Annotated in this window: 21 protein-coding genes and 1 tRNA gene; 8 read left to right on the top strand and 14 right to left on the bottom strand. The window is 62.0% G+C overall.

The features are described from left to right. The 4 genes from AC0ZT5_RS27705 to AC0ZT5_RS27690 form a co-directional block, all read right to left on the bottom strand. On the bottom strand, nucleotides 1-555 hold a 555-nt coding region (locus AC0ZT5_RS27705; protein ID WP_488499019.1), incomplete at its 3' end, for an ATP-binding cassette domain-containing protein. A 68-nt stretch (nucleotides 556-623) separates the two neighbouring features. Beyond that, the gene (locus tag AC0ZT5_RS27700) at nucleotides 624-1,679 is read right to left on the bottom strand and encodes a sugar ABC transporter substrate-binding protein (protein ID WP_488499018.1); all 1,056 of its coding nucleotides are present in this window, start codon (nucleotides 1,677-1,679) and stop codon (nucleotides 624-626) included. A 54-nt stretch (nucleotides 1,680-1,733) separates the two neighbouring features. Next, the gene (locus tag AC0ZT5_RS27695) at nucleotides 1,734-2,720 is read right to left on the bottom strand and encodes a sugar phosphate isomerase/epimerase family protein (protein WP_488499017.1); all 987 of its coding nucleotides are present in this window, start codon (nucleotides 2,718-2,720) and stop codon (nucleotides 1,734-1,736) included. A gap of 154 nt (nucleotides 2,721-2,874) precedes the next feature. Beyond that, nucleotides 2,875-3,315 carry an RbsD/FucU family protein gene (locus AC0ZT5_RS27690; protein WP_488499016.1) on the bottom strand — a complete coding sequence of 147 codons (441 nt, stop codon included), beginning with the start codon at nucleotides 3,313-3,315 and terminating at the stop codon, nucleotides 2,875-2,877. Between the two features lie 484 nt (nucleotides 3,316-3,799). Between AC0ZT5_RS27690 and AC0ZT5_RS27685 the strand changes: the two genes are divergently transcribed. Together AC0ZT5_RS27685 and AC0ZT5_RS27680 are read left to right on the top strand one after the other, a co-directional pair. Beyond that, nucleotides 3,800-4,102 (top strand): helix-turn-helix transcriptional regulator, encoded by a 303-nt coding sequence (locus tag AC0ZT5_RS27685; protein WP_488499015.1) that lies wholly within the window; start codon nucleotides 3,800-3,802, stop codon nucleotides 4,100-4,102. Then, complete coding sequence (locus AC0ZT5_RS27680) at nucleotides 4,089-5,114, top strand: tyrosine-type recombinase/integrase (protein WP_488499014.1); 1,026 nt, start codon at nucleotides 4,089-4,091, stop codon at nucleotides 5,112-5,114. Before AC0ZT5_RS27685 ends, AC0ZT5_RS27680 begins: the two co-directional genes overlap by 14 nt. 73 nt (nucleotides 5,115-5,187) lie before the next feature. Here AC0ZT5_RS27680 and AC0ZT5_RS27675 read toward each other — a convergent pair. The 6 genes from AC0ZT5_RS27675 to AC0ZT5_RS27650 all read right to left on the bottom strand — a co-directional run bounded on the left by AC0ZT5_RS27675 (nucleotide 5,188) and on the right by AC0ZT5_RS27650 (nucleotide 11,147). Further along, nucleotides 5,188-5,261 (bottom strand) — tRNA-Gly (locus AC0ZT5_RS27675). Between the two features lie 99 nt (nucleotides 5,262-5,360). Continuing rightward, nucleotides 5,361-7,250 carry an acyltransferase family protein gene (locus AC0ZT5_RS27670; protein WP_488499013.1) on the bottom strand — a complete coding sequence of 630 codons (1,890 nt, stop codon included), beginning with the start codon at nucleotides 7,248-7,250 and terminating at the stop codon, nucleotides 5,361-5,363. Between the two features lie 212 nt (nucleotides 7,251-7,462). Further along, nucleotides 7,463-8,944 carry a hypothetical protein gene (locus AC0ZT5_RS27665; RefSeq protein WP_488499012.1) on the bottom strand — a complete coding sequence of 494 codons (1,482 nt, stop codon included), beginning with the start codon at nucleotides 8,942-8,944 and terminating at the stop codon, nucleotides 7,463-7,465. A gap of 35 nt (nucleotides 8,945-8,979) precedes the next feature. After that, on the bottom strand, nucleotides 8,980-9,423 hold the full coding sequence (locus AC0ZT5_RS27660) for a GtrA family protein (RefSeq protein WP_488499011.1): 444 nt from the start codon (nucleotides 9,421-9,423) through the stop codon (nucleotides 8,980-8,982). 10 nt (nucleotides 9,424-9,433) lie between these two features. Next, the gene (locus AC0ZT5_RS27655) at nucleotides 9,434-10,135 is read right to left on the bottom strand and encodes a class I SAM-dependent methyltransferase (RefSeq protein WP_488499010.1); all 702 of its coding nucleotides are present in this window, start codon (nucleotides 10,133-10,135) and stop codon (nucleotides 9,434-9,436) included. Then, nucleotides 10,128-11,147, bottom strand: a complete 1,020-nt coding sequence (locus AC0ZT5_RS27650; RefSeq protein ID WP_488499009.1) for a glycosyltransferase family 2 protein — start codon at nucleotides 11,145-11,147, stop codon at nucleotides 10,128-10,130. Before AC0ZT5_RS27650 ends, AC0ZT5_RS27655 begins: the two co-directional genes overlap by 8 nt. Before the next feature lie 233 nt (nucleotides 11,148-11,380). Here AC0ZT5_RS27650 and AC0ZT5_RS27645 point away from each other — a divergent pair, with 233 nt between their 5' ends. Then, nucleotides 11,381-11,644: a DUF6460 domain-containing protein gene (locus AC0ZT5_RS27645; RefSeq protein ID WP_095082235.1), complete on the top strand. Its 264-nt coding sequence runs from the start codon at nucleotides 11,381-11,383 to the stop codon at nucleotides 11,642-11,644. Nucleotides 11,645-11,699: 55 nt separating this feature from the next. Here AC0ZT5_RS27645 and AC0ZT5_RS27640 read toward each other — a convergent pair whose 3' ends face one another. Beyond that, complete coding sequence (locus AC0ZT5_RS27640) at nucleotides 11,700-12,605, bottom strand: histone deacetylase family protein (RefSeq protein ID WP_488499008.1); 906 nt, start codon at nucleotides 12,603-12,605, stop codon at nucleotides 11,700-11,702. 132 nt (nucleotides 12,606-12,737) lie between these two features. On the opposite strand from AC0ZT5_RS27640, the gene AC0ZT5_RS27635 reads away from it, so the two are divergent. Continuing rightward, nucleotides 12,738-14,078 carry an MATE family efflux transporter gene (locus AC0ZT5_RS27635; RefSeq protein WP_488499007.1) on the top strand — a complete coding sequence of 447 codons (1,341 nt, stop codon included), beginning with the start codon at nucleotides 12,738-12,740 and terminating at the stop codon, nucleotides 14,076-14,078. Here AC0ZT5_RS27635 and AC0ZT5_RS27630 read toward each other — a convergent pair. Together AC0ZT5_RS27630 and AC0ZT5_RS27625 are read right to left on the bottom strand one after the other, a co-directional pair. After that, nucleotides 14,071-15,150, bottom strand: a complete 1,080-nt coding sequence (locus AC0ZT5_RS27630; protein ID WP_488499006.1) for a quinone-dependent dihydroorotate dehydrogenase — start codon at nucleotides 15,148-15,150, stop codon at nucleotides 14,071-14,073. The genes AC0ZT5_RS27635 and AC0ZT5_RS27630 overlap by 8 nt on opposite strands. Further along, the gene (locus AC0ZT5_RS27625; protein WP_488499005.1) at nucleotides 15,147-15,497 is read right to left on the bottom strand and encodes a DUF952 domain-containing protein; all 351 of its coding nucleotides are present in this window, start codon (nucleotides 15,495-15,497) and stop codon (nucleotides 15,147-15,149) included. The genes AC0ZT5_RS27630 and AC0ZT5_RS27625 overlap by 4 nt, the downstream gene beginning before the upstream one ends. Nucleotides 15,498-15,604: 107 nt before the next feature. Between AC0ZT5_RS27625 and AC0ZT5_RS27620 the strand changes: the two genes are divergently transcribed. Both AC0ZT5_RS27620 and AC0ZT5_RS27615 read left to right on the top strand, forming a co-directional pair. Further along, nucleotides 15,605-16,033 (top strand): hypothetical protein, encoded by a 429-nt coding sequence (locus AC0ZT5_RS27620; protein ID WP_477289856.1) that lies wholly within the window; start codon nucleotides 15,605-15,607, stop codon nucleotides 16,031-16,033. A 123-nt stretch (nucleotides 16,034-16,156) separates the two neighbouring features. Further along, the gene (locus AC0ZT5_RS27615; RefSeq protein ID WP_488499004.1) at nucleotides 16,157-16,816 is read left to right on the top strand and encodes a response regulator transcription factor; all 660 of its coding nucleotides are present in this window, start codon (nucleotides 16,157-16,159) and stop codon (nucleotides 16,814-16,816) included. Between the two features lie 22 nt (nucleotides 16,817-16,838). Here AC0ZT5_RS27615 and AC0ZT5_RS27610 read toward each other — a convergent pair whose 3' ends face one another. Next, on the bottom strand, nucleotides 16,839-20,327 hold the full coding sequence (locus AC0ZT5_RS27610) for a PAS domain-containing hybrid sensor histidine kinase/response regulator (protein ID WP_488499003.1): 3,489 nt from the start codon (nucleotides 20,325-20,327) through the stop codon (nucleotides 16,839-16,841). Between the two features lie 269 nt (nucleotides 20,328-20,596). Between AC0ZT5_RS27610 and mscL the strand changes: the two genes are divergently transcribed. Further along, nucleotides 20,597-21,019 (top strand): large conductance mechanosensitive channel protein MscL, encoded by a 423-nt coding sequence (gene mscL / locus AC0ZT5_RS27605; protein WP_488499002.1) that lies wholly within the window; start codon nucleotides 20,597-20,599, stop codon nucleotides 21,017-21,019. Nucleotides 21,020-21,130: 111 nt separating this feature from the next. Then, nucleotides 21,131-22,297 carry a pyridoxal phosphate-dependent aminotransferase gene (locus AC0ZT5_RS27600; protein ID WP_488499001.1) on the top strand — a complete coding sequence of 389 codons (1,167 nt, stop codon included), beginning with the start codon at nucleotides 21,131-21,133 and terminating at the stop codon, nucleotides 22,295-22,297. Nucleotides 22,298-22,314: the final 17 nt, after the last annotated feature.

Raw genomic sequence — 22,314 nt, 5'->3', positions numbered from 1 at the left:
AACCGCCAGGCGCTCGAACTCCGCCGGCGTCAGGCTCGATGTTGGCTCGTCCATTGCCAGCACTTTTGCGTCTTCCATCATGGCGCGGGCGATCTCGACGATCTGCCGTTGTGCGACCTTGAGGGTGCGGATTGGCACGGACGGGTCTATGGATGGATCAAGTGGCGCCAACGCTTCCGCGGCGGCTCGTTCCTGGATGCGACGCGCCACGAACAAACCGCCCGTCTTTACAGGACGGCCTAGAAACATGTTCTGCGCAACAGTCAGTTCCGGAACGTGCTGTAATTCCTGGTGGATCATCACGATGCCGGCTCGTCTCGTGGCCACGGGACCGTGGCCGGCAACCCGAACACCATCGACCTCGACGTATCCCGAGGACGGCTGGAAGACTCCCGAGAGGATGTTCAGCAGCGTCGACTTGCCAGCGCCATTTTCGCCGAGCAACCCATGAACCGTGCCGCGTTTGACCTCCATGTCGACGCCATCGAGCGCACGCACGGGTCCAAAGCTCTTGCCAATGTTGGTCAGCTTGAGCCGATAGGCTGGATCGTCCATCAAAATTCTCCTCCCGGAAACAAGTTGGGTGGAATAGGGCCCGGCACCCCCGGGCCGGGCCCTGTGGCTCACTCTGCCGGCTGAGCGAGCAACACCTTGCGCAGTTCATCACCCTTGACCGCATAGGTATCGACGTTGTCCTTGGTGATCAGCGCCTGTGGGGTTGAGACGACGCGCGGAAGCGCCTGCTTGCCCAACAGGCGCAGGGCAACTTCCACACCGACTTCGCCGGTTAGGACGGGGAATGAGTCGACTGTGCCCGTCAGTTCGCCGGCCTTAATCGAGGCGTAGGCGTCCGAAATGCCATCCGTGCCGAACACCACGACCTTGTCTTGCAGTTTCGCGGCCTTGACCGCCTCGACGACGCCCAGAGCCATGCCATCATTGTTAGCGTAGAAGCCTACGAGATCCGGGTTCTGCTGGAGAATGGTGGCTGCATTATCGTAGGCTAGCTGGCGATCCCAATTGCCGGGAACGCTCGCGACCACCGTGAACTTGCCGCCCTCGGCGATGGTCTCGCTGAAACCCTTGGTCCGCTGGCCTGCCGCGAAAACGCCGGCCTGGCCTTCGATCACGGCTACCTTGCCGCCCTGTGGCCGGTTCTTTAGGAACCATTTTGCCACGCGCACGCCGTTGTCGCGCTGGACGTTGCCAACGTAGTGCTTGGCACTCGGAATGACGGCGTCATTGACATTGATGACCGGGATGCCCTTGCCTTCGGCCTCTTCCATCGCCGGCTGCAGATTGTTGTCGGTCTGCGGCGAGAACAGCAGGGCGTTGAAGCCCTGCGAAATCAGGGTCTCGGCTGTCGATAGCTGGCCAAGCTGGTCTCCTTCGCTGGAAGCAGCCTGATAGACCACCTCCACACCGGCCTTCTTGGCGTAAGCCGCATAGCCTTCACCAAGGCTGCGCCAGTATTCATTGGTGAGGGTTTTCGAAACACCACCGATCTTTGTGCCTGCAGCCGCTGCCGGAACGGCTCCGAATTTGGACTCCAGCTGCGACCAGTCGATGCGATCCTTCTCCGTGTCGGAGTTGAGCGGCGCCAGATCCTGAGCGTGAGCGTAGCTGCCCAGAAGCGCAAAAGCGCAGCCGGCAATAAGGGACTTCATGCGTAAAGACATCAAACTTCCTCCTGCTAAAAGCCGGTCATTGCGCCGCCGGCTGGCGAACGTCGATCAGGCGCTGCCGATCAATGCCGTGTTGACGATTCTCTGGCTCGCGACCGCGTCCTGGCTGGCCATGGCGTCGCTCAGCTGGTTGCTGCCATCGAGGCGGTCAACGATTGCGAGCAATCGGTTGACGGTGGCGATATTGGCCTCACATTCCGCAACCGGATCGAGCCCGCTGACATCGGGAAACGTGTCGAAATAGAGCGCGCCGCTGTAGCCGTCATGGCGAATCTGGCGCAGCAGCTCGAGTGTCGAGCGCAGATGCACCGAGCCCACCATGAGGCCATCGTCACGCTTGGCGTAGGCGTCGTTCAGGTGGACGCCCAGCAGCTTGCTACGGCGGTGAATGAGATGCGAGGCGAATGCCGGCTGCTCACCGGCATAGAGCGAGTGCGCGAAATCCATCGTCACTCCAAGGTTTGGAGCGCCAGCATCGGCTATAGCCAGCAAGGTGGTAGCGGCATCGCGCAGCAGGCTGTGGGCACGCGGCTCATCGGGCTTGTATTCGATGCTGATCCGGCATTCGGGATCGTGTTCCGCGACTTCGCGAATGCCTGCAACCTCCCAGTCCCAGGCCTGCTTGTAGTCAAGCTGGAAATTGTAATCGAACCCGTCCTGGCCGAGCCAGACAGTCATGAGATGAACACCCATCTCGCGCGCTGCATCGATGCCGCGCTTTGTGAGGTCGATCGCCTCTCGCCTTACAACTTCATCAGGATTTGTGAAGGCGCCTCTCTTGAAACCCGGGTTAGTGTAATAGCGCATGGCCAGGCCGTTGATGTTGAGACCAAGGCCTCCAATTCGCCGCGCCAACGCTCTGGGATCGTCGCCGACATGGTCGGGATAATTCAGGTCCAGATCCGTCAACCCCTTGGCGGTTGCGGCTCTTTCGACCATCTGCATCATGGTCGGCTTGGTTTTCAGATCTGGCCAGAACAGCTGCGGGGCTGAGCCGAAGGAGTTTAGGCGCGTTGCGAAACGAGAAGCAGTCATGTGAAATCGCCTTGTGAACTGCATCACAACAAATACTAATTTTGTGAAGTCGTCAAGTGGCGCGACGATTTTAATTTGAGATATGCGGCCAGCCGGAGGTGCAGCTCCAGCCTCGAGGGCAGCCCGTAGGCGCTAAAGTGCTCGATGCTATGGGTTAAATAACGCCCTTGCGTAGGATGAAGCATCCGTAAGGACCGGGGTCGGAGGTTCGCACGACAGCGAAGCAAGCTCGCGCTGCGGCATAAAAATCAAAGCGTTCCAGAGCTTCGAACAGCACAGGCCGGCCCTCCAGGCCGTCAACCAGTTCCTGTATACGTTGGTGAAGTGGCATGACCTGGTCGGGATCGCCAACAACTTTCATTCGTTTCACCGGCGCGGCGACAAACGTATCCAGCGGCATCAGCGATAGAATGGCTTCCACGGCGCGCGGGATATCGCAGCCGGGCATGTCGACAAGCCGCCCGTAGGTCGTTTCTTTTGCTATCGTCACAGCCGGATGGTTCACGTCGCAAACCAGGATGTCGTCGCCGTGGCCCATCGACATCAGGACCAGCAACATTTCAGCCGACAAGACACGATCAATGCCCTTCAACACCGTTCTTCTCCCGGACACGTTCGATGATGCATGACAATCGGGCACAACAGCACTTCGCAGCCCGCAGGTCCATCTGCGCCGTAAGCAATGACGGATTTTTCGTCCATTCTAGAGTGCGTCACAATGTTACAAAATATCCAGTAAGTAATTGATTTTATTGATACAACTCAGAGTTCAATCCTCTCTGGCTGCAGCCATGTTTTGTTCGTCAGCTCCCTGCGGGCAAGCTGTATATAACTGCTAGACGGCTCCCGCTGATTTCAGCGTGAAGCCTAGCTAATAGTTGAGGGAGCTTGGCAGGGCGGGGAGCACCCTCCTGCCTGGCGGAGCCGGCGAACTCGAAGACAGACCGGAGTTGGTCGCAAGCTTCAGCCGCCCATCCATTCGGAGTCCTTGAGGATCTGTCGGTCGGAATCTCGCGTTTGCCTCAAACAACCCGCCCGGCGATTGCTATAATAGCTACATCAAACAAAAGGACCTCCGCATGGCAATCACTGTCGGCCTTATTCACCCTCTCTCCCCTGATGTCCGCCGTGGCTACGATCGCAAGGAAGCAGCATCCTACGTCGGCGTCAGCCCGACGCACTTCGACAAGCTCGTCCGCATCGGGAAAATGCCCAAACCCGTCCAGCTCCTTGGCCGCAAAGTCTGGGATCGCAGGGCGCTCGACCGTGTGCTTGATAACCAGTCCGGTATTCAGGCCCAAGCTGGCTCGGTGGATTACGAAGTCACCGACGAACTCGACCGCGAGCTCGCGGCGTTCGAGGCAAAGCATGGTCACGCTTGAACTCAAAGGCCTACACCAGGTCAAGGCCAAAGGCCGAACCTACTGGTATGCCTGGCGGGGCGGTCCACGCCTCGCCGGCGTGCCTGGATCACCAGAATTTCTCGCCTCCTATAATGAGGCGATAGCCAATCGTCAGTCAGCGGACAGCGGTCGGTTCCGTTCACTGGTCGCGCTCTACAGAGCCAGCGCCGACTACAAGAAACTTGCCGATTCCACTCGACGCAACTGGGGTCCCTGGCTCGACCGGATCGCCGGCCATTTCGGGGAACTGCGCATCGCCCAGTTCGATCGACCGGACAAGATCAGGCCAGTGATCCGTCGATGGCGAGCGACATTCGTCGAGACGCCCAGGTCAGCCGACTACGGGATGCAAGTGCTCTCGCGCGTGCTCTCATACGCTGTTGATCCACTCGGCAAGATTGCCTCGAACCCTTGCGAAGGGATCAAGCAGCTTTACAGCGGCTCTCGCTCGGAAATCATCTGGACAGACGGGAACATCATGCACCTGAAGAAAACGTGCTCGGCCGAGATTGCCCACGCCGTCGACTTGGCTGCACATACCGGCCTTCGCGTCGGCGATCTCGTCCGCCTATCCTGGTCCCATGTCAGTGAGGACGCCATAATCATCACGACCGGCAAAAGCAGATATCAGCGCGAAGCCATCATTCCGCTCTACCAGGAACTGCGAGACGTCCTCGGAAGAATACCGAAGCGCTCACCGATCATCCTGACCAGTAGCAAGAAGCGCCCGTGGACTGTCAACGGTTTGGCCAGTTCGTTCTCCGACGCGAAAAAGATCGCATGGCCGAAAGGCGATGACCTGCACTTCCACGATCTCAGAGGCACAGCTGCGACCAAGTTCTACGTCGACGGCCTGACAGAGCGTGAGATTGCCGAGTTGATGGCGTGGGAGGAGGAGCACGTGGCGCGAATTATCCGGCGTTACGTCGGCAGGCAGGCAGCGATCAAGGAACGCATCCTCAAGCTCGACGGGGCCAGAAAGAGAACATAGCCTGTAAAACCTGCTGTAAAACAGCCTCTCGGCCAAGCGGGCCGGATCAAACTCGATCCCTTGTAGGGCAAGCTGGAGCGGGTAGAGGGAATCGAACCCTCGCGTTCAGCTTGGGAAGCTGACAAGCTACCATTACATCATACCCGCGCGAGCCCTCGATACCATGCGGATTGGCCTTCGGGCAATCGCAAAGCGGCGTTCACACCGCAGGCCGCGGCCGGTTCCCCGAGTGCCCGCCTGCGATTGCTATCTTGCCTTGGCGACCTTGTTGGCGGCGGCAAAGCTTGGCCAGTACTTCGAGATGGCCAATGTCGCGCCGGCGGAAGAGAAGTGGCCATAATCGAAGTAGAGAAATTGCCTGCTGTCGGCATCGGCGTACGAACAGCCGGCCGCATCGCACAGATATGCCAGCGGATCTATGAATGTCGCCCCTTTGGCGAACGGCAGCACCCGCTTGTTGATCCCCGGATCCATCGCCGTCGGCCAGGACGTATTCCCGACATGCTCCCGCCTTGCGAAGAAGGCGATCTTCTGGACGTCGGCGATGAATTCCGGCGACTGGCCGATGACATAGACCTTGACGCCCATGTCGCGAAGCCGATCGATCGTTTTTTGCAGGCCATCGAAGCCTCTGACCTGGTAGTCGGTCCATCGGCCGCTCAGGATCACCGCCCGGATGTTGGCGTCGCGGATAATCGACAGGGCCCGTTCGTTGAAAAGGGTACAGCTTGGCCGGGCATAGGAGAAATAGGTGAGGTCGGGCGGGCAGCCGGCATAGGTGTACTGGATGACATTGGCCTGGATTTTCTGGGCGTTGGCGTCGAGTCCCGAAACATAGTGCGCGGCGAAGGAATCGCCCCACAAAAGCACGTTGGTGGCAAAGCCCTGCGTGCGGGTGCAGTCGGCGAGGTTCCAGGTGTCGATGCGGGCCCCTTCGTTGAAACAGACGCCGTTGCGCCAGTCGCCGACCCGGATCGGCTCGGTCGAGAAGTCCGGGAACCGTTGCGGAAAACCACCGCCGAGCGCGCCGGCCAAGCCGCCGACACAGAGCAGGACGATCGCCGTCGCCGAAAAGGCGAAGATCGGCAATGGGGCGGTGAACGCCCGTTTCCGGCGAAACGGCTGCTCGACATATTTCCAGGAAAATGTCGCCAGGGCGAAACTGGCCACCATCATAGCGATGACCGTCGGCACGCCGATGGCTTTCAGCGAGAGATAGTGGACGAATGAGTTGATGGGCCAGTGAACGAGGTAGAGAGAATAGGAAATGAGGCCAACCCAGACCAGCGGCGCGAACCGAAGGACGCGGGTCGCAAGAGGTGCCGGCCTGTCGGCGCCGGGGTGATCGTGGCCCGCATAGATGAGCAGGGCGGTTCCGATGCAGGGGAACAAGGCATTGTAGCCCGGAAACGGGTCGCTCTCCGAAATCGTTAGAAAGCCGAAGGCGATCAGGGCAAAACCGGCGAGGCCGATCAGTTCCATCGCGAACCGGTTGGCAAGCGCCGGTGGCTTCTTCAGCATCAGCATGGCGCCAAGCGCCAGTTCCCAGAGGCGCGTCGGCAACAGATAGAAGCCGGCGGTCGGCGCCAGTGAGGTTGCCATGACCGCTACGGCAAAGCTGCCGATGGCGATCGGCAGCAGTACCGTCAGCCAGCGCTTCGAGACATATCGGTAGATCAAATAGAGCAGGATCGGTGCGAAGATATAGTACTGCTCTTCGACCGAAAGCGACCAGGTGTGAAGCAGTGGCCGCAGTTCGGCGTCGATGGAGAAATAGTTCGTCGTCTTCCAGAAATAGATGTTCGACCAGAAGGTCGAGGCGGCGATCACGCTCAAGCTGAATTCGTGTAGGTCCGACGGCAGCAGGATGAACCAGGCCGCAATGCTTGCGAGCAGGATGACGAAGGTCAGCGCCGGCAGGATGCGCCGTGCGCGGCGCCAATAGAAGCGACCGATCGAAAACTGGCCGCGCTCGAGATCGTCGAGCAGGCTGCCGCTGATCAGATAGCCCGATATGACGAAGAAGATGTCGACGCCGGTGAAGCCGCCGGGAATGGCGGAGACGCCGAAGTGGAAGAGCAGGACGGGCAGCACCGCCACGGCCCGAAGGCCATCGATATCGCGCCTATAGTTCATCCGGGCAGGCTCGCGCGCCGCGGCCGGAGGCTTTGGTTCTGCGAGCTCAAGACGCCGCTCATACGGCGATGTCCCGCTGGTGCAAAAAATTCCGGCTCGTCGGTGTCACATGCCTATCCTCTGCGGTGCAACTTTGCTGCACCGCAACATAAGTGTCAAGGCATATGCCAGATCGAATGCTGGCGAGGCCGGTCCGCGCCGGCGCGGCGGGATCAGGCGCCGGGCAGGTAGATCACCGCATCATCGTCCGAATAGGCCCGCTTCCAGCCCAGTTGGTCGAAGAAAGGAATGCGACTGTCGTCGGCTGCAATCAGCGCCCAGCCTATCGCGTATTTCTTCAGCTGGGCTTCGAGAAGCGGCTTGCCGTTGCTGTGTCCCGTCTCGTCATCGGCTTTTGTGAAACCGCCCAGGAACAGCTGGTCCGTCCGACCGTCGATATAGGTCTTGATCCCGTGGAAGATCAGCGTGCCGCCGAAATTGTAGGAATTCAGCACGTTGCCGGACAGATGATGGCTTTCGGCGAACGCCAGCGCCCCGCTGGCCGACGTCTTCGGGCTCGGCGCGACCTGATAGACACTGCCGAACACGGCTACCGCGCCGATGACCAAAACAGCTGCCGCGCCGCAGATCGCGTAAAACCGCCTGGCGAAGAATTGTTCCAGCCCGTCGCGCCTTTCAGCCAGCCATGCGGTGGCCGAAAGCGAGGGATATTGCTGTGCGACCTCCATCGCGATCACCACCGGAACCAGGAGGAAGAACAGATACATGAATCGCAGATGGGCGAGAAAGGCGTGCAAGGTAAAGACAATGAACAGCGCCTTGGCCCAGCCAATTCGCAACCGTGACACCAGCAGCCCGAACAGCGCCGCCAGCATAGCAACTTCCTGGACAACGAGATCCTGCGCATTGAACGGCCGCCATTCAGCGATCAGCGACACCGCCTCGTTGCCATAGGCCACGGCGAAGGTCGCCAGGATAGCCTGGACGCCATACGGGTGGATCAGGCTGACCAGCGGACAAAGCAGCCCGAATGCGATCCATTTCGCCACGAGGGCCGGTTTTGTGAGACCTGTGCGCGTCAGCAGATCGAGACCGGCGAAAGCTGCGATAACGAAGCTCAAGGTGAAGGTGGCGTGCAGGTTCGCCCACAACACAACCAGCACAAGCAGCCACCAGGGTGGCGCCCGTTCTTCCCATGCCGCACGAAACAGCATCGCCGTCCAGACGACGATGATCGGGAAAGTGAAGATATGTGGACGCCCCGTAAAGATCGGGGTTATCAGGGCCATTGCGATGAAGGCCAGCGCAATCGACAGGATCGGCTTCAGCCATGTGCTGAGAAACCACCCCATCAGGAAAACCGTCAGGGAAATCATGGCGATGATCAGGGTGACCACGCCGTTCCAGCCTCCCGCCCGATAGGCAAGAGCCAAAAGGACCTGCCCCAGCCATTCCTTGGCGATCCATGGCTGGCCGGCAAACGTGTAGGAATAAGGGTCGACTGTCGGAAATGTCCGGCTCGCCAGGAGATCCTGTCCGACCTTCACTTGCCACCAACTGTCGGGATCCTGCAGGATGGAAGGGGCAAAGGCGGCCAGCACCGCCGCCATGATACAGGCGGTGAACAGGCAGAATATCAGTCGGATACGCTGATCGTACGTTGCCGCGCCCGCACTGGCCTGAGCGTTGTTCATGGCGCCGCCTCCAATCGCTTCCGATGACAGTTGGTTCAAGGATTTCGACTGGTCGGCATCCGCCGAGACCCACCGGCCATCGGAAGGTTCCGGTCGGCTTCATCGTCTTTGCGACCTCCGCGCCCGACAAACACGAAGTGAGCCGAACCGAGGTAGAAGACAACCGAATAGACGCAGATTCCCGCGAGGTGAACCAGGGGGCTTTCGGTGATGCCTCCTGAGCGGGCGACGATCACGACTGCCAGATTGATGCTGTAGGCGACCAGGAAGACGCCCCCATATCGCAACAGGGTTCCTGACCGGAAGCCATCGGCGCGGGTGAAGGTCCATTGGCGGTTGAGGAAGAAGCCGAGGACAAGGCCGGCGCCAAAGCCAGTGGCATTGGCGACGATGTCGCCAAGACCCAGCGCAAGTCCGGCCAGAATGACGGCGTAGCCCAGCGCCGTGTTCAACAGACCGACGACGCCAAATCGCAGCATCCTCGGATAGTCAAACGGCAGGTTTGACCGCATGCGCAAAATATTGGGCTCCGACAGGAATCTTGGTGAGGAAACGCTCGAACGGCCTCAGCCGCGCAAGCGGCCGAGGAAAGAAGATCCGGTAGATGATCCGGGTGTTGGCAAGACCCGCCTCGGCCATGCGCCTGCGCATCTCGTGCGAATTGATCAAAATAGCGTTCTCGTCGAAGGCGCAATTTCTCACCGCGTGCGTGGTCAGCGGGTTCCACGGATTGTGCTCGAAAACAAAGAAGCTGCCGCCACCGGCCAGCACCCTGCCAATCTCAGCGAGCAGTCCGACCTGGAGGTCCTCGGGAATGTGGTGGAAGACGCAGGCCGCGAAAGCCAGGTCGAAGCTGCCGTCGGCAAAGGGAATTGTCTCGCCGTCGAAATGCGTGAAGGCGGCCTGGCCGGGGAAGCGCTTGCTGGCGATGTCGAGCGATTCCCGCGAAGGATCGAGCAAGGTGATCTCGCTGTCCGGAAAAGCGTTGCGCATATGGCCGAGCGAGTTGCCGACACCGGCGCCGAAGTCGAGTATCCGTCGCGGTTTCACGCCAGCCCGCCTCAGCGTCGCGGCGATGTCGTCGATCTTGTACTTGGCGAAGAAGTCCGGGGTTTCGCCGCTCAGCCTTATGCTGGCGGCATGCTGCTCCTGGTATTCCCGTGCAAACTGGTCGAACTCCGCCTCAAGCACGTGCGGCCCTCTTTGCCATCTCCTGCAGGCGGTGGACGGGCAGATCCTTGTCCTCGGCTGCCTGGCTGCGCGAAACGATCTCGTTGACGAAGTAAAGCGGCCGCCGCTTTGTCTCCATGTACATGCGCCCGAGATACTCGCCGAAGATACCAAGCACCATAAGCTGGACGCTGCCGAGGATCAGCACGATCGCGGCAAGGCTGGTCCAGCCGGGCAACACGTTTCCGACCGACCATTCGACCAGGGTGTAGCCGAGCACGACCAGGCCCAGAAGCCCGAACAACATTCCAAGCAGCGAGGCGAACCGCAGCGGCGCGATGGAAAAGCTGGTCATCGCGTCGACCGCCAGAAGAACCATCTTCTTCAGGGGATAGTGGGTGGTGCCGGCAAAGCGCCGATGCCGTTCATAGGGGAAGGCCACCTGCTTCAGTCCGATCCAACTCACCATGCCGCGAATGAACCTGTAGCGTTCGGGCATCGCGTTCAGATGGTCGAGCGCGCGGCGGCTCATCAGCCGGAAATCCCCTGAATTCGAAGCGATCTCGACATCGACCATGCGGCGCAGCAAGTGATAGAACATCGAGGCGGAGGCGAGCTTGAACCAGCTTTCCCCGTCGCGGCTCTGCCGTTGGCCGTAAACGACATCGAAGCCTTCATTCATCTTCGCCATCATTGCGCCGAGCAGTTCAGGCGGATCCTGCAGGTCGGCATCGAGAATGAGAATGCGCTGGCCGCGACAGAATTCGAGCCCCGCGCTCAACGCGATCTGGTGGCCGTAGTTGCGGGCAAGGTCGATTGCGACGACATGGTCGTCCTTTTCCGCCAACTGGAAGATGGCCTCGCGCGTACCGTCTGTCGCGCCGTCGATGACAAGCACGATCTCATAGGAGGATCCCTGTTCCAGGCATGCGGCCGTCACCCGTCGATGAAGTTCGGCCACCCCATCCAGCTCATTGTAGCATGGGACGACCACCGACAGCATGACGGCGCGTCGCGCGGTGTTTTTCTCCATCTCCACCAAATGCCTTGCTCCCGCTATTCGATTGGGAATAGCGGCAATTGGTTAGAAAACAGATAAGCCAGCGGGCCCGATCACGGCCATTGGCGGACTGTGTTTTCTGCCGCCAGCAGCCACGGTTACGAACGAACCGGCATCCAAACCCGTCGGCTTGAAGCCGGGAAGCCAAGTGCGTATGTCTGGGCCGACGCCCTGGAGTCTGGGCACCACAATCGGGGAGACGGGCCTTGTCCGCATTGACGCGCTTTCTCGGCGACTCGCCGCTCAGGGTGATCCTGAAGCTGCTTGTGGTGTCGTTCCTCGTCGGCCTGGTCATGAATGCCTTCGGCTGGTCGCCGATGGACGTGTTCTATGGCATCCGGAAGTTCTTCACCGATCTCTGGAATCTCGGCTTCCACGCCATCGATCGCTTTCTCGGCTACATCCTGCTGGGTGCGGCGATCGTCGTCCCGGCCTTCATCCTGCTCAGGATCGCCAGCTACCGGAAGTAGAGCATGATCACGAAAAGTGGGAACCGGTTTTCGGACAAGATCATGCGCAAAAGGATTATCTGATATAGCTTGACGCCACCTCGAACAGGACGGCGTGGCGAGCGGCGAGCGTAGCCACATCGGTTGAATAACCACCACCGATGACGCCGCAGACGGGAATGCCCAGCGTGCGAAAATGGCTGATCACCATGTCGTCGCGGGCGCGCAGGCCGTCATCCGATAGCGACAGCCGTCCAAGCCTGTCCTCGGCATGGACGTCGACGCCGGCATTGTAGAAGACGATGTCCCAATGCGCTTGGTCAGACAGTTCCGGCAGGAGGGCGGCGAGCCTTTCGACATAGGCAGCGTCACCTGTGCCGTCGGGCAGCGCGACATCGAGGTTTGAGGCGATCTTGCGCGCGGGGTAGTTGCGGTCGCCATGCATGGAAAAGGTGAACACGCGCGGATTATCCGCGAGAATGTCCGCCGTGCCGTCGCCCTGATGCACGTCGAGGTCGACGACCAGGATGTTTTGTGCGGCGCCCTCGGCAAGCAGGACCAGCGCGGCGACAGCGACATCGTTGAAGGTGCAGAAGCCGGCGCCTTGCGCGCGCCGCGCATGATGGCTGCCGCCGGCGGTGTTGCAGGCGATGCCGTGGCGCAAGGCGAGCCGCGCCGCCAGCACCGTGCCGCCGGTGGCAAGCTGCGCGCGCAGCGAAACCCGTGGGCCAACCGGAAAACCGATCTCGCGCTCGATTTTTTCAGGTACGGAGCAGCTGATGACCTGGTCGACATAGTCCGCCGCATGGGCAAGCTTCAGCCATGATGCCGGCGCCGGTTCGGTGGTGTTGAGCGCGCCTGGCCCGCCCAGACCGCGTGTGCGCAAGGCGTCCATCAGCAGCGGATATTTGCTCATCGGAAAGCGATGGTTGACGGCGAAGCCGGCGTCGTAGTCGGGATGGTGGACGATCTGCAGGGGCATGAACTGGATCCGGCGGGCTCGCGCCAGGCCGGGGATTCGGTTGGCCGTCACGGGATGGGTGATTGCGCGATGCCGGCAAAATGGGGCACACCGGCTGTTCGATCAAGCCGCAATCAGCAAGGCAGCAATCCTTTGGACAAGGATGCAACCCCAGCCGACGCCAGATACTTTGTCGTCACCAATCGTTCGGTGCTCGCCATCGCGGTGCCGATGACGCTTGCCTATCTGACGACACCGATGCTTGGCCTGGTCGACACGGCGGTTGTCGGCCAGTTCGGCGACGCCGCCTTGCTCGGCGGCCTTGCCGCCGGCTCGTTGATCTTCGACGTCGTCTTCACCACCTTCAATTTCCTGCGCTCGGGCACCACCGGCCTCGTCGCCCAGGCTTTCGGGCGCGGCGACGAACTGGAGGAACAGGCGGTGTTCTGGCGCGCCGTGCTGATCGCGGTTGTCGCCGGCATTGTGCTCGCGGCACTTGCGCCCCTGGTCGCCATAGCCGGGCAAAAGTTCATGGGCGCCGAACCGCGCGTCAGCGAGGCGATGGCCGTCTATATCCACATCAGGATGCTCGCAGCCCCCTTCTCGCTGATCAACTATGCCATCCTCGGCTATGTCCTGGGCCGTGGCGAGGGCGGGCTCGGGCTGATGCTGCAATTGGTGCTGAACGGCATCAACATCGCGCTCTGCTTCCTGCTTGGATTGAAGCTTGGCTGGGGCGTCGCCGGCGTCGCCTGGGCAACCGTCGCCGGTGAGTTCCTCGCCATGCTGCTCGGCCTGGCGATCGTGGTCCGCCGATTCCGGGCGACCCCGTCCTTGCCACGCCACCGCCTGCTCGACATGGCTGCCTTCCTGCGCATGCTGTCGCTCAACCGCGACATCATGATCCGTTCGTTCTCGCTGCTCGCCGCCTTCGCGCTGTTCACCCGCCAGGGTGCGCAGTTCGGCACGGTGACGCTGGCCGCCAACGCCGTGCTGATGAACTTCTTTCTCGTTGCCGGCTATTTCCTCGATGGCTTTGCCACCGCCGCCGAACAGCTGGCAGGCCGTGCCGTCGGCGCACGTGCGGCAACACCGTTCCGGCAGGCCGTGCGGCTCACCTTGTTTTGGGGGTTCGGGCTGGCGGGCGCGGCGACCCTGGTGCTGCTGCTGGCCGGCGCCGATCTGGTCGCTCTCGTGACGACGGCGGAGGAGGTCCGTTCAGTGGCCGATATCTACCTGCCGTGGGCAGCGTTCACTGCGTTGAGCGGCGTGCTGGCTTTCCAGATGGATGGCGTCTTCATCGGCGCGACCTGGTCGCGTGACATGCGCAACATGATGCTGCTGTCGTTCCTGGTCTTTGCAGTCGCGTTGCTCACCCTGACGCCCGCCTTCGGCAACCATGGCCTGTGGGCGGCGCTGCACGTCTTCCTGCTCGCGCGCGGCTTCAGCCTGCTGACGATCTTGCGGCTGCGACTGCGGACGGCGTTCAGCTGAGCGGTTTCGACGCCCATTGATCGAGATGGCCGTCGCGCAACTCGCGAATGGATGTGAGTCGCCCCGTTTCGGCAAAGCGTGCCATCCCGGCGACGATCCGGCCGGGCAGTGCGGGGCCGGCATAGATCATGCTGGTATAGAGCTGGACGAGATCGGCGCCGGCTCGGATCTTTTCCAGCGCCGCGTCGGTCGAATCGACGCCGCCGACACCGATGATGGCAAGCTCTGGCCCGAGCAGTTTGCGCATTCTGGCCAGCACGATGGTCGAGCGTTCGAACAGCGGCCTGCCGGAGAGCCCGCCGGTCTCGCGCGCGGCGTCGCCGCTGCGCAGCCCTGGCCGGGAGATGGTGGTGTTGGAGACGATGACACCGTCGATCCGCTTCTCGGTCACCTCGGCGGCGATGTCTTCCAGCTCGGCCTCGACCAGGTCCGGCGCGATCTTGAGGAAGACCGGCGGCTGTGCCGTTGCAGCGGCGCGCGCGGCCGTGACGCGTGACAGCAACTCGCCGAGCTGCTCGCGCGCCTGCATGTTGCGCAGGCCCGGCGTGTTGGGCGAGGAGATGTTGACCGTCAGATAGCTGGCGTAGGGCGCAAAGCGGGTGACGCCGCGCTCATAGTCGCCGATGCGATCGGCACTGTCCTTGTTGGCACCGATGTTGACGCCGACGATGCCGCTGCGACTCTTGCGGGCAGCGAGGCGCTTTTCGGCGGCCGCGTGGCCTTCATTGTTGAAGCCCAGCCGGTTGATCACCGCTTCATCCGCCGTCAGCCGGAAGATCCGCGGCTTCGGGTTGCCGGCCTGTGGCAGCGGCGTGATGGTGCCAACTTCGGCAAAGCCGAAGCCGAGCCCAAGCAGCGCATCGGGCACCTCGGCGTTCTTGTCATAGCCGGCCGCCATGCCGAGCGGGTTGGGGAAATCGAGGCCGCAGACCGTCACCTTCAGCCGCACATCGCGCGTTGCCCGCGCGCCGACCGGCAGGCCGCATCGCAGCGCCGCGATCGACATGCCATGCGCGGTTTCCGGATCGAATGTGAACAGCAGTTTCTGGCCGAGCCTGTCGAGCACGCTCATTCGGCCTCCAGTGCCGGGAATTGGTGGGTACCGTCGACGCCAAGCGGAAGCGGTCGGACCCAAAGGACAGCTTTCAGGTCCAGCACGCCATAGAGATGCGGAAACAGCGCGCCGCCCCGCGAGACCTCGTATTTCAACGCGGCGCCCAGACGCGAGCCGTCGATGGCGACCAGCAGGAGGCCGGTCTGGCCGGCAAAATGCTTCGCCGCCGTTTCCTTGGCCTGCCCTGCCGTGGAGAAATGGATGAAGCCGTCGGCAACATCGATCGGCGCGCCGGTGAAGCAGCCATTGGCTTCGGCCTCGCGCCAAGGCGCTTCCGGGGTTATCTTGTAGATAAACTGAGACATGGTTGCGCTATAGTCCGAACCAGCCAATCGGGAAAGACCGCGCCAAGGGTCTTCCCCATTTCCGGCGCAAACATGCGATAAATCAGGCTTTGGCCATGGAGGACAACATGCGTCTGCAGCACATCTTGATCCCCGCCGCGCTCGTTTCGCTGGTCGCGGCTACAGCTTATTCGGAAGAAACCGACCGCTACCGGCTGGAAAAGTCTGACAACGGCTTTGTCCGCATGGATACGCAGACCGGTGCGATGTCGATCTGCGAGGAACGCTCCGGCCAACTCGTCTGCAAGATGGCGGCTGACGAACGCGCAGCTTTCCAGGACGAAGTCGACCGCCTCCAGACCTCGATGAAGGCGATGGACGAGCGCGTCACCAAGCTTGAGAATTCGCTCTCCGCCCGCCTCGAATCGCAATTGCCGAGCGAGGAGGATTTCAACAAGACGATGAGCTACATGGAGCGTTTCCTGCGTGGCTTCATGGGCATCGTCAAGGATATGGACAAGGACAACGGCGCCCAGCTCAACTCGCAGAAGACCTGAGGGCTCGAAACAGGGAAAACGCGGCGCGCTGGCTTTGCGGCTTGAAAACAGCGCGCAGCCCCCCATAATCGTCCAACTGGTCCCGGAAAAAGCAAAAATCATCGGGGATTCGGGGAGGGACATTTGCCGTCAGGCTATTCTTTCGTCATCGCCGACGATCACCCGCTGTTTCGCGGTGCGCTGCGCGAAGCGCTCGCCGGCATCGGCAATGTCGCGGCAATCCACGAGGCCGGTGATTTCGAGAGCGCCAAGGCGCTGGTCGTGGCTAACGAAGATGTCGATCTGGTGCTGCTCGATCTGTCGATGCCGGGCGCCAGCGGCCTTTCCGGCCTGATCTCGCTGCGCGGCATCCATCCGGCGGTGCCGCTTGTCGTGGTCTCGGCGCATGACGATCCGGCGACCATCAGGCGTGCGCTCGATCTCGGTGCTTCAGGCTTCATCTCCAAGTCGGCCAGTATGGAGGAGATCCGCGACGCCGTGCAGTCGGTGCTTGCCGGCGACATTGCCGCGCCCGTCGGCATCGATCTCGGCGTCGAGCGCGATCCCGAGATTTCCGACCTGATCAAGCGCCTGCAGGCGCTGACCCCGCAGCAGACCCGCGTGCTCGGCATGCTCGCCGAGGGCCTGCTCAACAAGCAGATCGCCTATGAGCTCGGGGTCTCCGAGGCGACGATCAAGGCACATGTCTCGGCCATCCTGCAGAAGCTCGGCGTCGACAGCCGCACCCAGGCAGTGATCCTGCTGTCCAAGATCGGCAGCGACCCGTTTCAGCCGGCCGGCTGACACGCGGGTCTCGTCGGAATCGTCATTCGGCCGCCGATGCCAGCGGCCTGACCCTGGCCATCATCGAACGCAGCACCGCCGGTTTCAGCGGCTTGTTGATCACCGGAACCTCGAGCCCGCCCGCGGCCGCGCGCACCTCGTTGGAGCGGTCGGCAGTGACCAGCACGGCCGGCAGCGCGTCGCCATGGATCGCGCGCAGCCTGACGATGATGTCGAGGCCGGTTTCACCATCGAGATGGTAGTCGGCAAGGACGATGTCCGGGCGGTGCATCGTGGAACCCGCCAGATCCCTCGAGCCTGATATCGTGTCGACATTGCAGCCCCAGCCCTCGAGCAGGAGCCGCATGCCTTCGAGGATGCGGGCATCGTTGTCGATGCAGAGCACATGCAGGCCGGCCAGCGAAGCTGTCGCGCGGGCAGGGGCCCTGGTTTCGATCTCGCGTCGCGGCTCCTGCACGGCGGCGACCGGCAGGATGACGGAGAAGCGCGTACCCTTGCCCGGATTGGAAAAGATCCGGATCTCCAGGCGCAACACCCGGGCGATACGATCGACGATGGAAAGGCCGAGACCGAGGCCCTCGGCTTCGCGAGCGCCTTCGTCCAGCCGGGTGAATTCGTGAAAGACGGTGTTCAACTTGTCGCCGGCGATGCCGATGCCAGAGTCGATCACCTGGATCTCGGCCAGGTCGCCACGTCGCCGAACGCCGACCAGCACACGGCCGTGGCGCGTGTATTTGATGGCGTTGGAGACAAGATTCTGGATCAGGCGGCGCAGCAGGTTGCGGTCCGTCATCACGGTCAGCGACGACGGCATGATCGTCAGGTCGAGTTTCTTTTCGGCGGCCAGCGGCCGAAAATCATTGCCGATCTGGCGCAGCAGTCCGTCGAGGTGGAAGGCGGTGTCGTCCGGCTTCATGGCGCCGGCATCGAGGCGGGAGATGTCGAGCACGGCGCCGAGAATGGTTTCGACCGATTCCAGCGAGGATTCGATGTTGACCGCTGCCTTGCCGGCAGGCCCCTTGCCGGCCTTCTCGATCAGCGACGAGCAATAGAGCCGGGCGGCGTTCAGCGGCTGCAGGATGTCGTGGCCGGCGGCGGCAAGGAAGCGTGTCTTGCCGAGATTTGCCTCCTCGGCCAGCATCTGCGCCTGCGCCAGCTCCTCGTTGACGCGGGTCAGCTCGATGGTGCGGGTCTTGACGCGCTGCTCCAGCGATTCATTGGCACGCTTCAGCGCCAGGTCCTGTTCGACGCGTCCGGAAATGTCGGCGTAGGTGGCGACGATGCCGCCATCCGGCATCGGGTTGGAACGCAGCTCCAGGATGCGGCCGCTGGTCTTCAACTCCATCTGCCACGGACTGACGAAGCTGGTGAGCCGGTTGAGCATCGCCACACGCTGGTCCGATGGAATGTCGCCGCGCTCGGCAAGATGGCGCAGGATGCGGTCGAGCGAGACGCCGACCTGACCCATCTCGTCGGGCAGGTCGAACAGCGCCCGGTACTGACGGTTCCAGCAGATCAGGCGGAAATCGCGGTCGAAAACGGTGATGCCTTGCTCCATCTGGTCGAGCGCGATCTGCAAGAGGTCGCGATTGTGCTGCAGCGCCTCGGTTGCGTCGTCGAGCAGCCGGAAGGCATCCCTGGATTCGCGGTCGTGGCGCCGAAACAGCAACGACAGGATCAGCCGTGCCGAGGAAGAGCCGACGGCGCTGGCCAACAGCTGCTCGGAAAAGCGGATGACGTCCATGCTCGCCTGCTCCTTGCCGTGCAGCGAGGCGCCGTTGGTCTTTTCGAACGACTGGAAGGAGCGCTCGGTGCGCTCGACGCCGAGATAGCGCGAGATCGTGTCCTTGAGGTCGTTGACGGTGATGGCGGTGCGGAAGCGGCGCAGGCTGGGCATCGGCCCGGCATCGCGCGGCACGAAGATCGACGCCTGGATGCGCTCCAACGGCACCGACGCGCGCGACAGGGAGCCGAGCACGAAGAACACCGCGTTGATCGACAGGCTCCACAACACGCCGTGGTTCAGCGGTTCGGCGACGGTGCCGAACAGCGCCTGCGGCCGCAGCGCCTCGAAGCCGAACAGCCCGTGCGCGATGATGTCGGTGTCGGGTGCGGCAAGCGATGGAAGCAGCAGCGTGTAGCCCCAGATGAGGATGCCGGCGACCATGCCGAGTGCAGCACCCCGTCCATTGGCGCCACGCCAGATCAGCCCGCCGATCAGTGCCGGCGCGAACTGGGCAATGGCCGCGAACGACATCAGGCCGATCGACGACAGGCGCGCACTGTTGGTGCTCTCGCGGTAGTACAGGAAGGCGATGAACAGCAGGATGAAGATCGCCCCGCGCCGCACATTGAGGATCAGCGTCGACCAGTCTTCATCCTCGGAGGTCGAGGTCTTGAGCAGGCGGCGCACGAACAGCGGAATGACGAGGTCGTTGGAGATCATGATCGACAGCGCCACGCTTTCGACGATCACCATGGCCGTTGCAGCCGACAGGCCGCCGATGAAGGCTGCCATCGCCAGCAGATCATGGCCGCTGAACAAAGGCAGCGACAGCACGTAAAGATCGCTGCTGGTCCCGGTGCCGACCAGCGACAGGCCGGCAAAGGCGATCGGCAGCACAAACAGATTGATCGCCACCAGATAGAGCGGAAACACCCATGTCGCGGTGCGCAACTCGGCCTCGCCGCGGTTCTCGACGATGGTGACGTAGAATTGCCGCGGCAGCATGATGATGGCAAAGCCGCTCAGGCAAGTCAGCACCAGCCAGGTGGCAAGCGAGGTGTTGTAGCCCATCGCCTGCCGGACCTGTGCGTTCTGCGCCAACTTGTCGAACATGTCGCCAGGGCCGCCGAAGATCAGGAAGGTGACCATCAGGCCGATCGCCAGGAAAGCGGCGAGCTTGACCACGGTCTCGACCGCCACCGCCAGCACCAGCCCGTCCTGGTGTTCGGTGGCATCGGCATGGCGGGTGCCGAACAGCACCGCAAACAGCGCCAGCAGCATGGCAACGACCAGCGAGATGTCGCTGACGAACGGATCGAAGGAGGGTGGCGATCCGGTGTAATGTTCGACCATCAGGCTGACGGAACCGGAGATCGCTTTCAACTGCAGCGCGATATAGGGCACCGCGCCGATGGTCGCGATCAGCGTCGCGATCGCCGAGACGGTGAAGCTCTTGCCATAACGGGCGCCGAGGAAGTCGGCGATCGAGGTGATCTTCTCCGTCTTGGCCAGCCGCACGATGCGGTTGAGCAGCGGAAACCCGAACAGGAACACCAGCACCGGGCCGGTATAGATGCCGAGGAATTCGAGGCCACGCTCTGAGGAGAGGCCGACCGAGCCGAAGAAGGTCCAGGACGTGCAGTAGATGGCGAGGCTGAGCGCATAGATGAACGGCCGCGCCCGGCTCGGCCCGGATATCGCCGAGCGGCGGTCGCCCAGGCTGGCGATGGCGAACAGCAGCGTCACATAGGCGATCGCGATGATGACGATGAACAAGCCCTGCACGCCTGGAATTTCCTCCTTTGCCGTCTTTTTTTTTCCGGCTTGTCCGAACGCAACCACAGCTTGGCGTCCGAGTCCATTGCGGCTTTGGAAGCATGGTAGCGACATTCAGACAGCAACCAAGCTGACGCCCGAGGTTTCGCAAGGTAAGGAGAAACCGGTTGCTTCTCCCTTTTGCCCATGTTGCAACCCCAGGTTTTTGTTATGTTGCCCCCAGGTCGATGCCGAAAGGACGGAACGGCAGAGCGGCCGGTCATGACAAGGAGGGTCGAATGCTGAAGGAATTCCAGGAATTCATTTCCAAAGGCAATGTGATGGACCTTGCGGTCGGCGTCATTATCGGCGCGGCCTTCGGCAAGATCGTCACTTCGCTGGTCGATGACGTCATCATGCCGATTGTCGGTGCGATCTTCGGCGGACTGGACTTCAACAACTATTTCTTTGGACTGTCCTCGGCAGTCAACGCCACCGCGCTGGCGGACGCCAAAAAGCAAGGCGCTGTTTTCGCCTATGGCAGCTTCATCACCGCGGTGCTGAACTTCCTCATCCTCGCCTTCATCGTCTTCCTCATGGTCAAGGCGGTGAACAACCTGCGCAAGCGGCTTGAGGCCGAGAAGCCTGCGGCACCTGCGGCGGCGCCGCCCGCCGATGTTGCGCTCCTGACCGAAATTCGCGACCTGCTCGCCAAGCGCTAACCTCTCGGGCGGCTTTGCTGGACCAAAACCCCGGTCGTTTGCGGCCGGGTTTTCTGTTTTCGCATCTGGTATGGAGCGCTGATTGACGCTCGAGATTGGAACGAACCCGCCATGACCTTGTTCGACAGCTTGCGCGCGGAAGCCCGTGCGGCGCCCGAAAGCGGCATTGTCGCCGTCGTCAATTACGGCCGCCTGCGCGAGGGCATGATCCCGCTCTGGGCCGGTGAGGGTGACCTGCCGACGCCTGCTTTCATCACCGATGCCGCGTCGAAGGCGCTGGCCGGCGGCGAAACGTTCTACACCTGGCAAAGAGGCATCCCCGATCTCAGGCAGGCGCTTTCCCGCTACTTTGCCAGGCACTTCGGCAAGACCTTCCCCGAGGAACAGTTCATCGTCACCGGGTCCGGCATGCATGCCATTCAGCTGGCGCTCGACGCGCTCGCCGGCGCCGGCGACGAGGTTGTCTATCTGTCGCCGGCTTGGCCGAATTTCGACGCTGCCGCGGCGATTTCGGGAGCCGTTCCGGTGCCGGTCACGCTCGATCACTCCGGCAATGGCTGGTCATGCGACGTCGAGAAGATCGCGGCGGCCATCACGCCGCGCACCAAGGCGCTGTTCATCAACACGCCGTCGAACCCGACCGGCTGGACCGCGGACCACGAGACCTTGCAGACGATCCTCGATCTTGCTCGCGCCAAAAATCTCTGGATCATCGCCGACGAGATCTATTCGCTGTTCCACTACGGCCATGGCCGGGCGCCGTCCTTCCTCGACATCGCGGTGGCTGAAGACCGCATCCTGTTCGTCAACAGCTTCTCCAAGAACTGGGCGATGACCGGCTGGCGCGTTGGCTGGATCAAGACCCATCCTGCCTTGCAGCAGGTGTTCGAGAACCTGATCCAGTATTCCAACTCGGGCGTCGCCCAGTTCATGCAGCGCGGCGCGGTCGCCGCCCTTGATGAGGGTGATGGTTTCATTGCCGAACAGGTCGAGCGGGCGAGGAAGGCCCGGGACCTGGCCTGCGGCATTCTCGGGGCTACCGACCGCGCCCGGTTCACCGTGCCGCAGGGCGCGTTCTATCTGTTCTTCACGGTCGACGGCATCACCGATTCACGCACCGCCGCTTTCGACATCGTCGACAAGGCTAATGTCGGCCTGGCGCCCGGCACGGCCTTCGGCCCCGGTGGCGAAGCCTTCCTCAGACTGTGCTTCCACCGCCGCCTCGACCAGGTCGAGGAAGCGGCGCACCGGCTGGCGAAGTGGATGAAAAGCGTTTGAGAAGGCGGCGGCTTCCG

The sequence above is a fragment of the Mesorhizobium sp. CNPSo 4670 genome (genome assembly GCF_057784235.1).
The sequence above is the reverse complement of the archived record's forward strand: the minus strand, read 5'-3'. Positions and strand labels throughout refer to the sequence as shown.

Coding starts and splice junctions, on each gene's coding strand:
- AC0ZT5_RS27650 (WP_488499009.1), bottom strand. CDS start 11,147: ATGGAGAAAAACACCGCGCGACGCGCCGTCATGCTGTCGGTGGTCGTC.
- AC0ZT5_RS27620 (WP_477289856.1), top strand. CDS start 15,605: ATGCGTCTGCAGCACATCTTGATCCCCGCCGCGCTCGTTTCGCTGGTC.
- AC0ZT5_RS27660 (WP_488499011.1), bottom strand. CDS start 9,423: ATGCTGCGATTTGGCGTCGTCGGTCTGTTGAACACGGCGCTGGGCTAC.
- AC0ZT5_RS27680 (WP_488499014.1), top strand. CDS start 4,089: ATGGTCACGCTTGAACTCAAAGGCCTACACCAGGTCAAGGCCAAAGGC.
- AC0ZT5_RS27670 (WP_488499013.1), bottom strand. CDS start 7,250: ATGAACTATAGGCGCGATATCGATGGCCTTCGGGCCGTGGCGGTGCTG.
- mscL (WP_488499002.1), top strand. CDS start 20,597: ATGCTGAAGGAATTCCAGGAATTCATTTCCAAAGGCAATGTGATGGAC.
- AC0ZT5_RS27630 (WP_488499006.1), bottom strand. CDS start 15,150: ATGAGCGTGCTCGACAGGCTCGGCCAGAAACTGCTGTTCACATTCGAT.
- AC0ZT5_RS27700 (WP_488499018.1), bottom strand. CDS start 1,679: ATGTCTTTACGCATGAAGTCCCTTATTGCCGGCTGCGCTTTTGCGCTT.
- AC0ZT5_RS27600 (WP_488499001.1), top strand. CDS start 21,131: ATGACCTTGTTCGACAGCTTGCGCGCGGAAGCCCGTGCGGCGCCCGAA.
- AC0ZT5_RS27665 (WP_488499012.1), bottom strand. CDS start 8,944: ATGAACAACGCTCAGGCCAGTGCGGGCGCGGCAACGTACGATCAGCGT.
- AC0ZT5_RS27640 (WP_488499008.1), bottom strand. CDS start 12,605: ATGCCCCTGCAGATCGTCCACCATCCCGACTACGACGCCGGCTTCGCC.
- AC0ZT5_RS27685 (WP_488499015.1), top strand. CDS start 3,800: ATGGCAATCACTGTCGGCCTTATTCACCCTCTCTCCCCTGATGTCCGC.
- AC0ZT5_RS27625 (WP_488499005.1), bottom strand. CDS start 15,497: ATGTCTCAGTTTATCTACAAGATAACCCCGGAAGCGCCTTGGCGCGAG.
- AC0ZT5_RS27695 (WP_488499017.1), bottom strand. CDS start 2,720: ATGACTGCTTCTCGTTTCGCAACGCGCCTAAACTCCTTCGGCTCAGCC.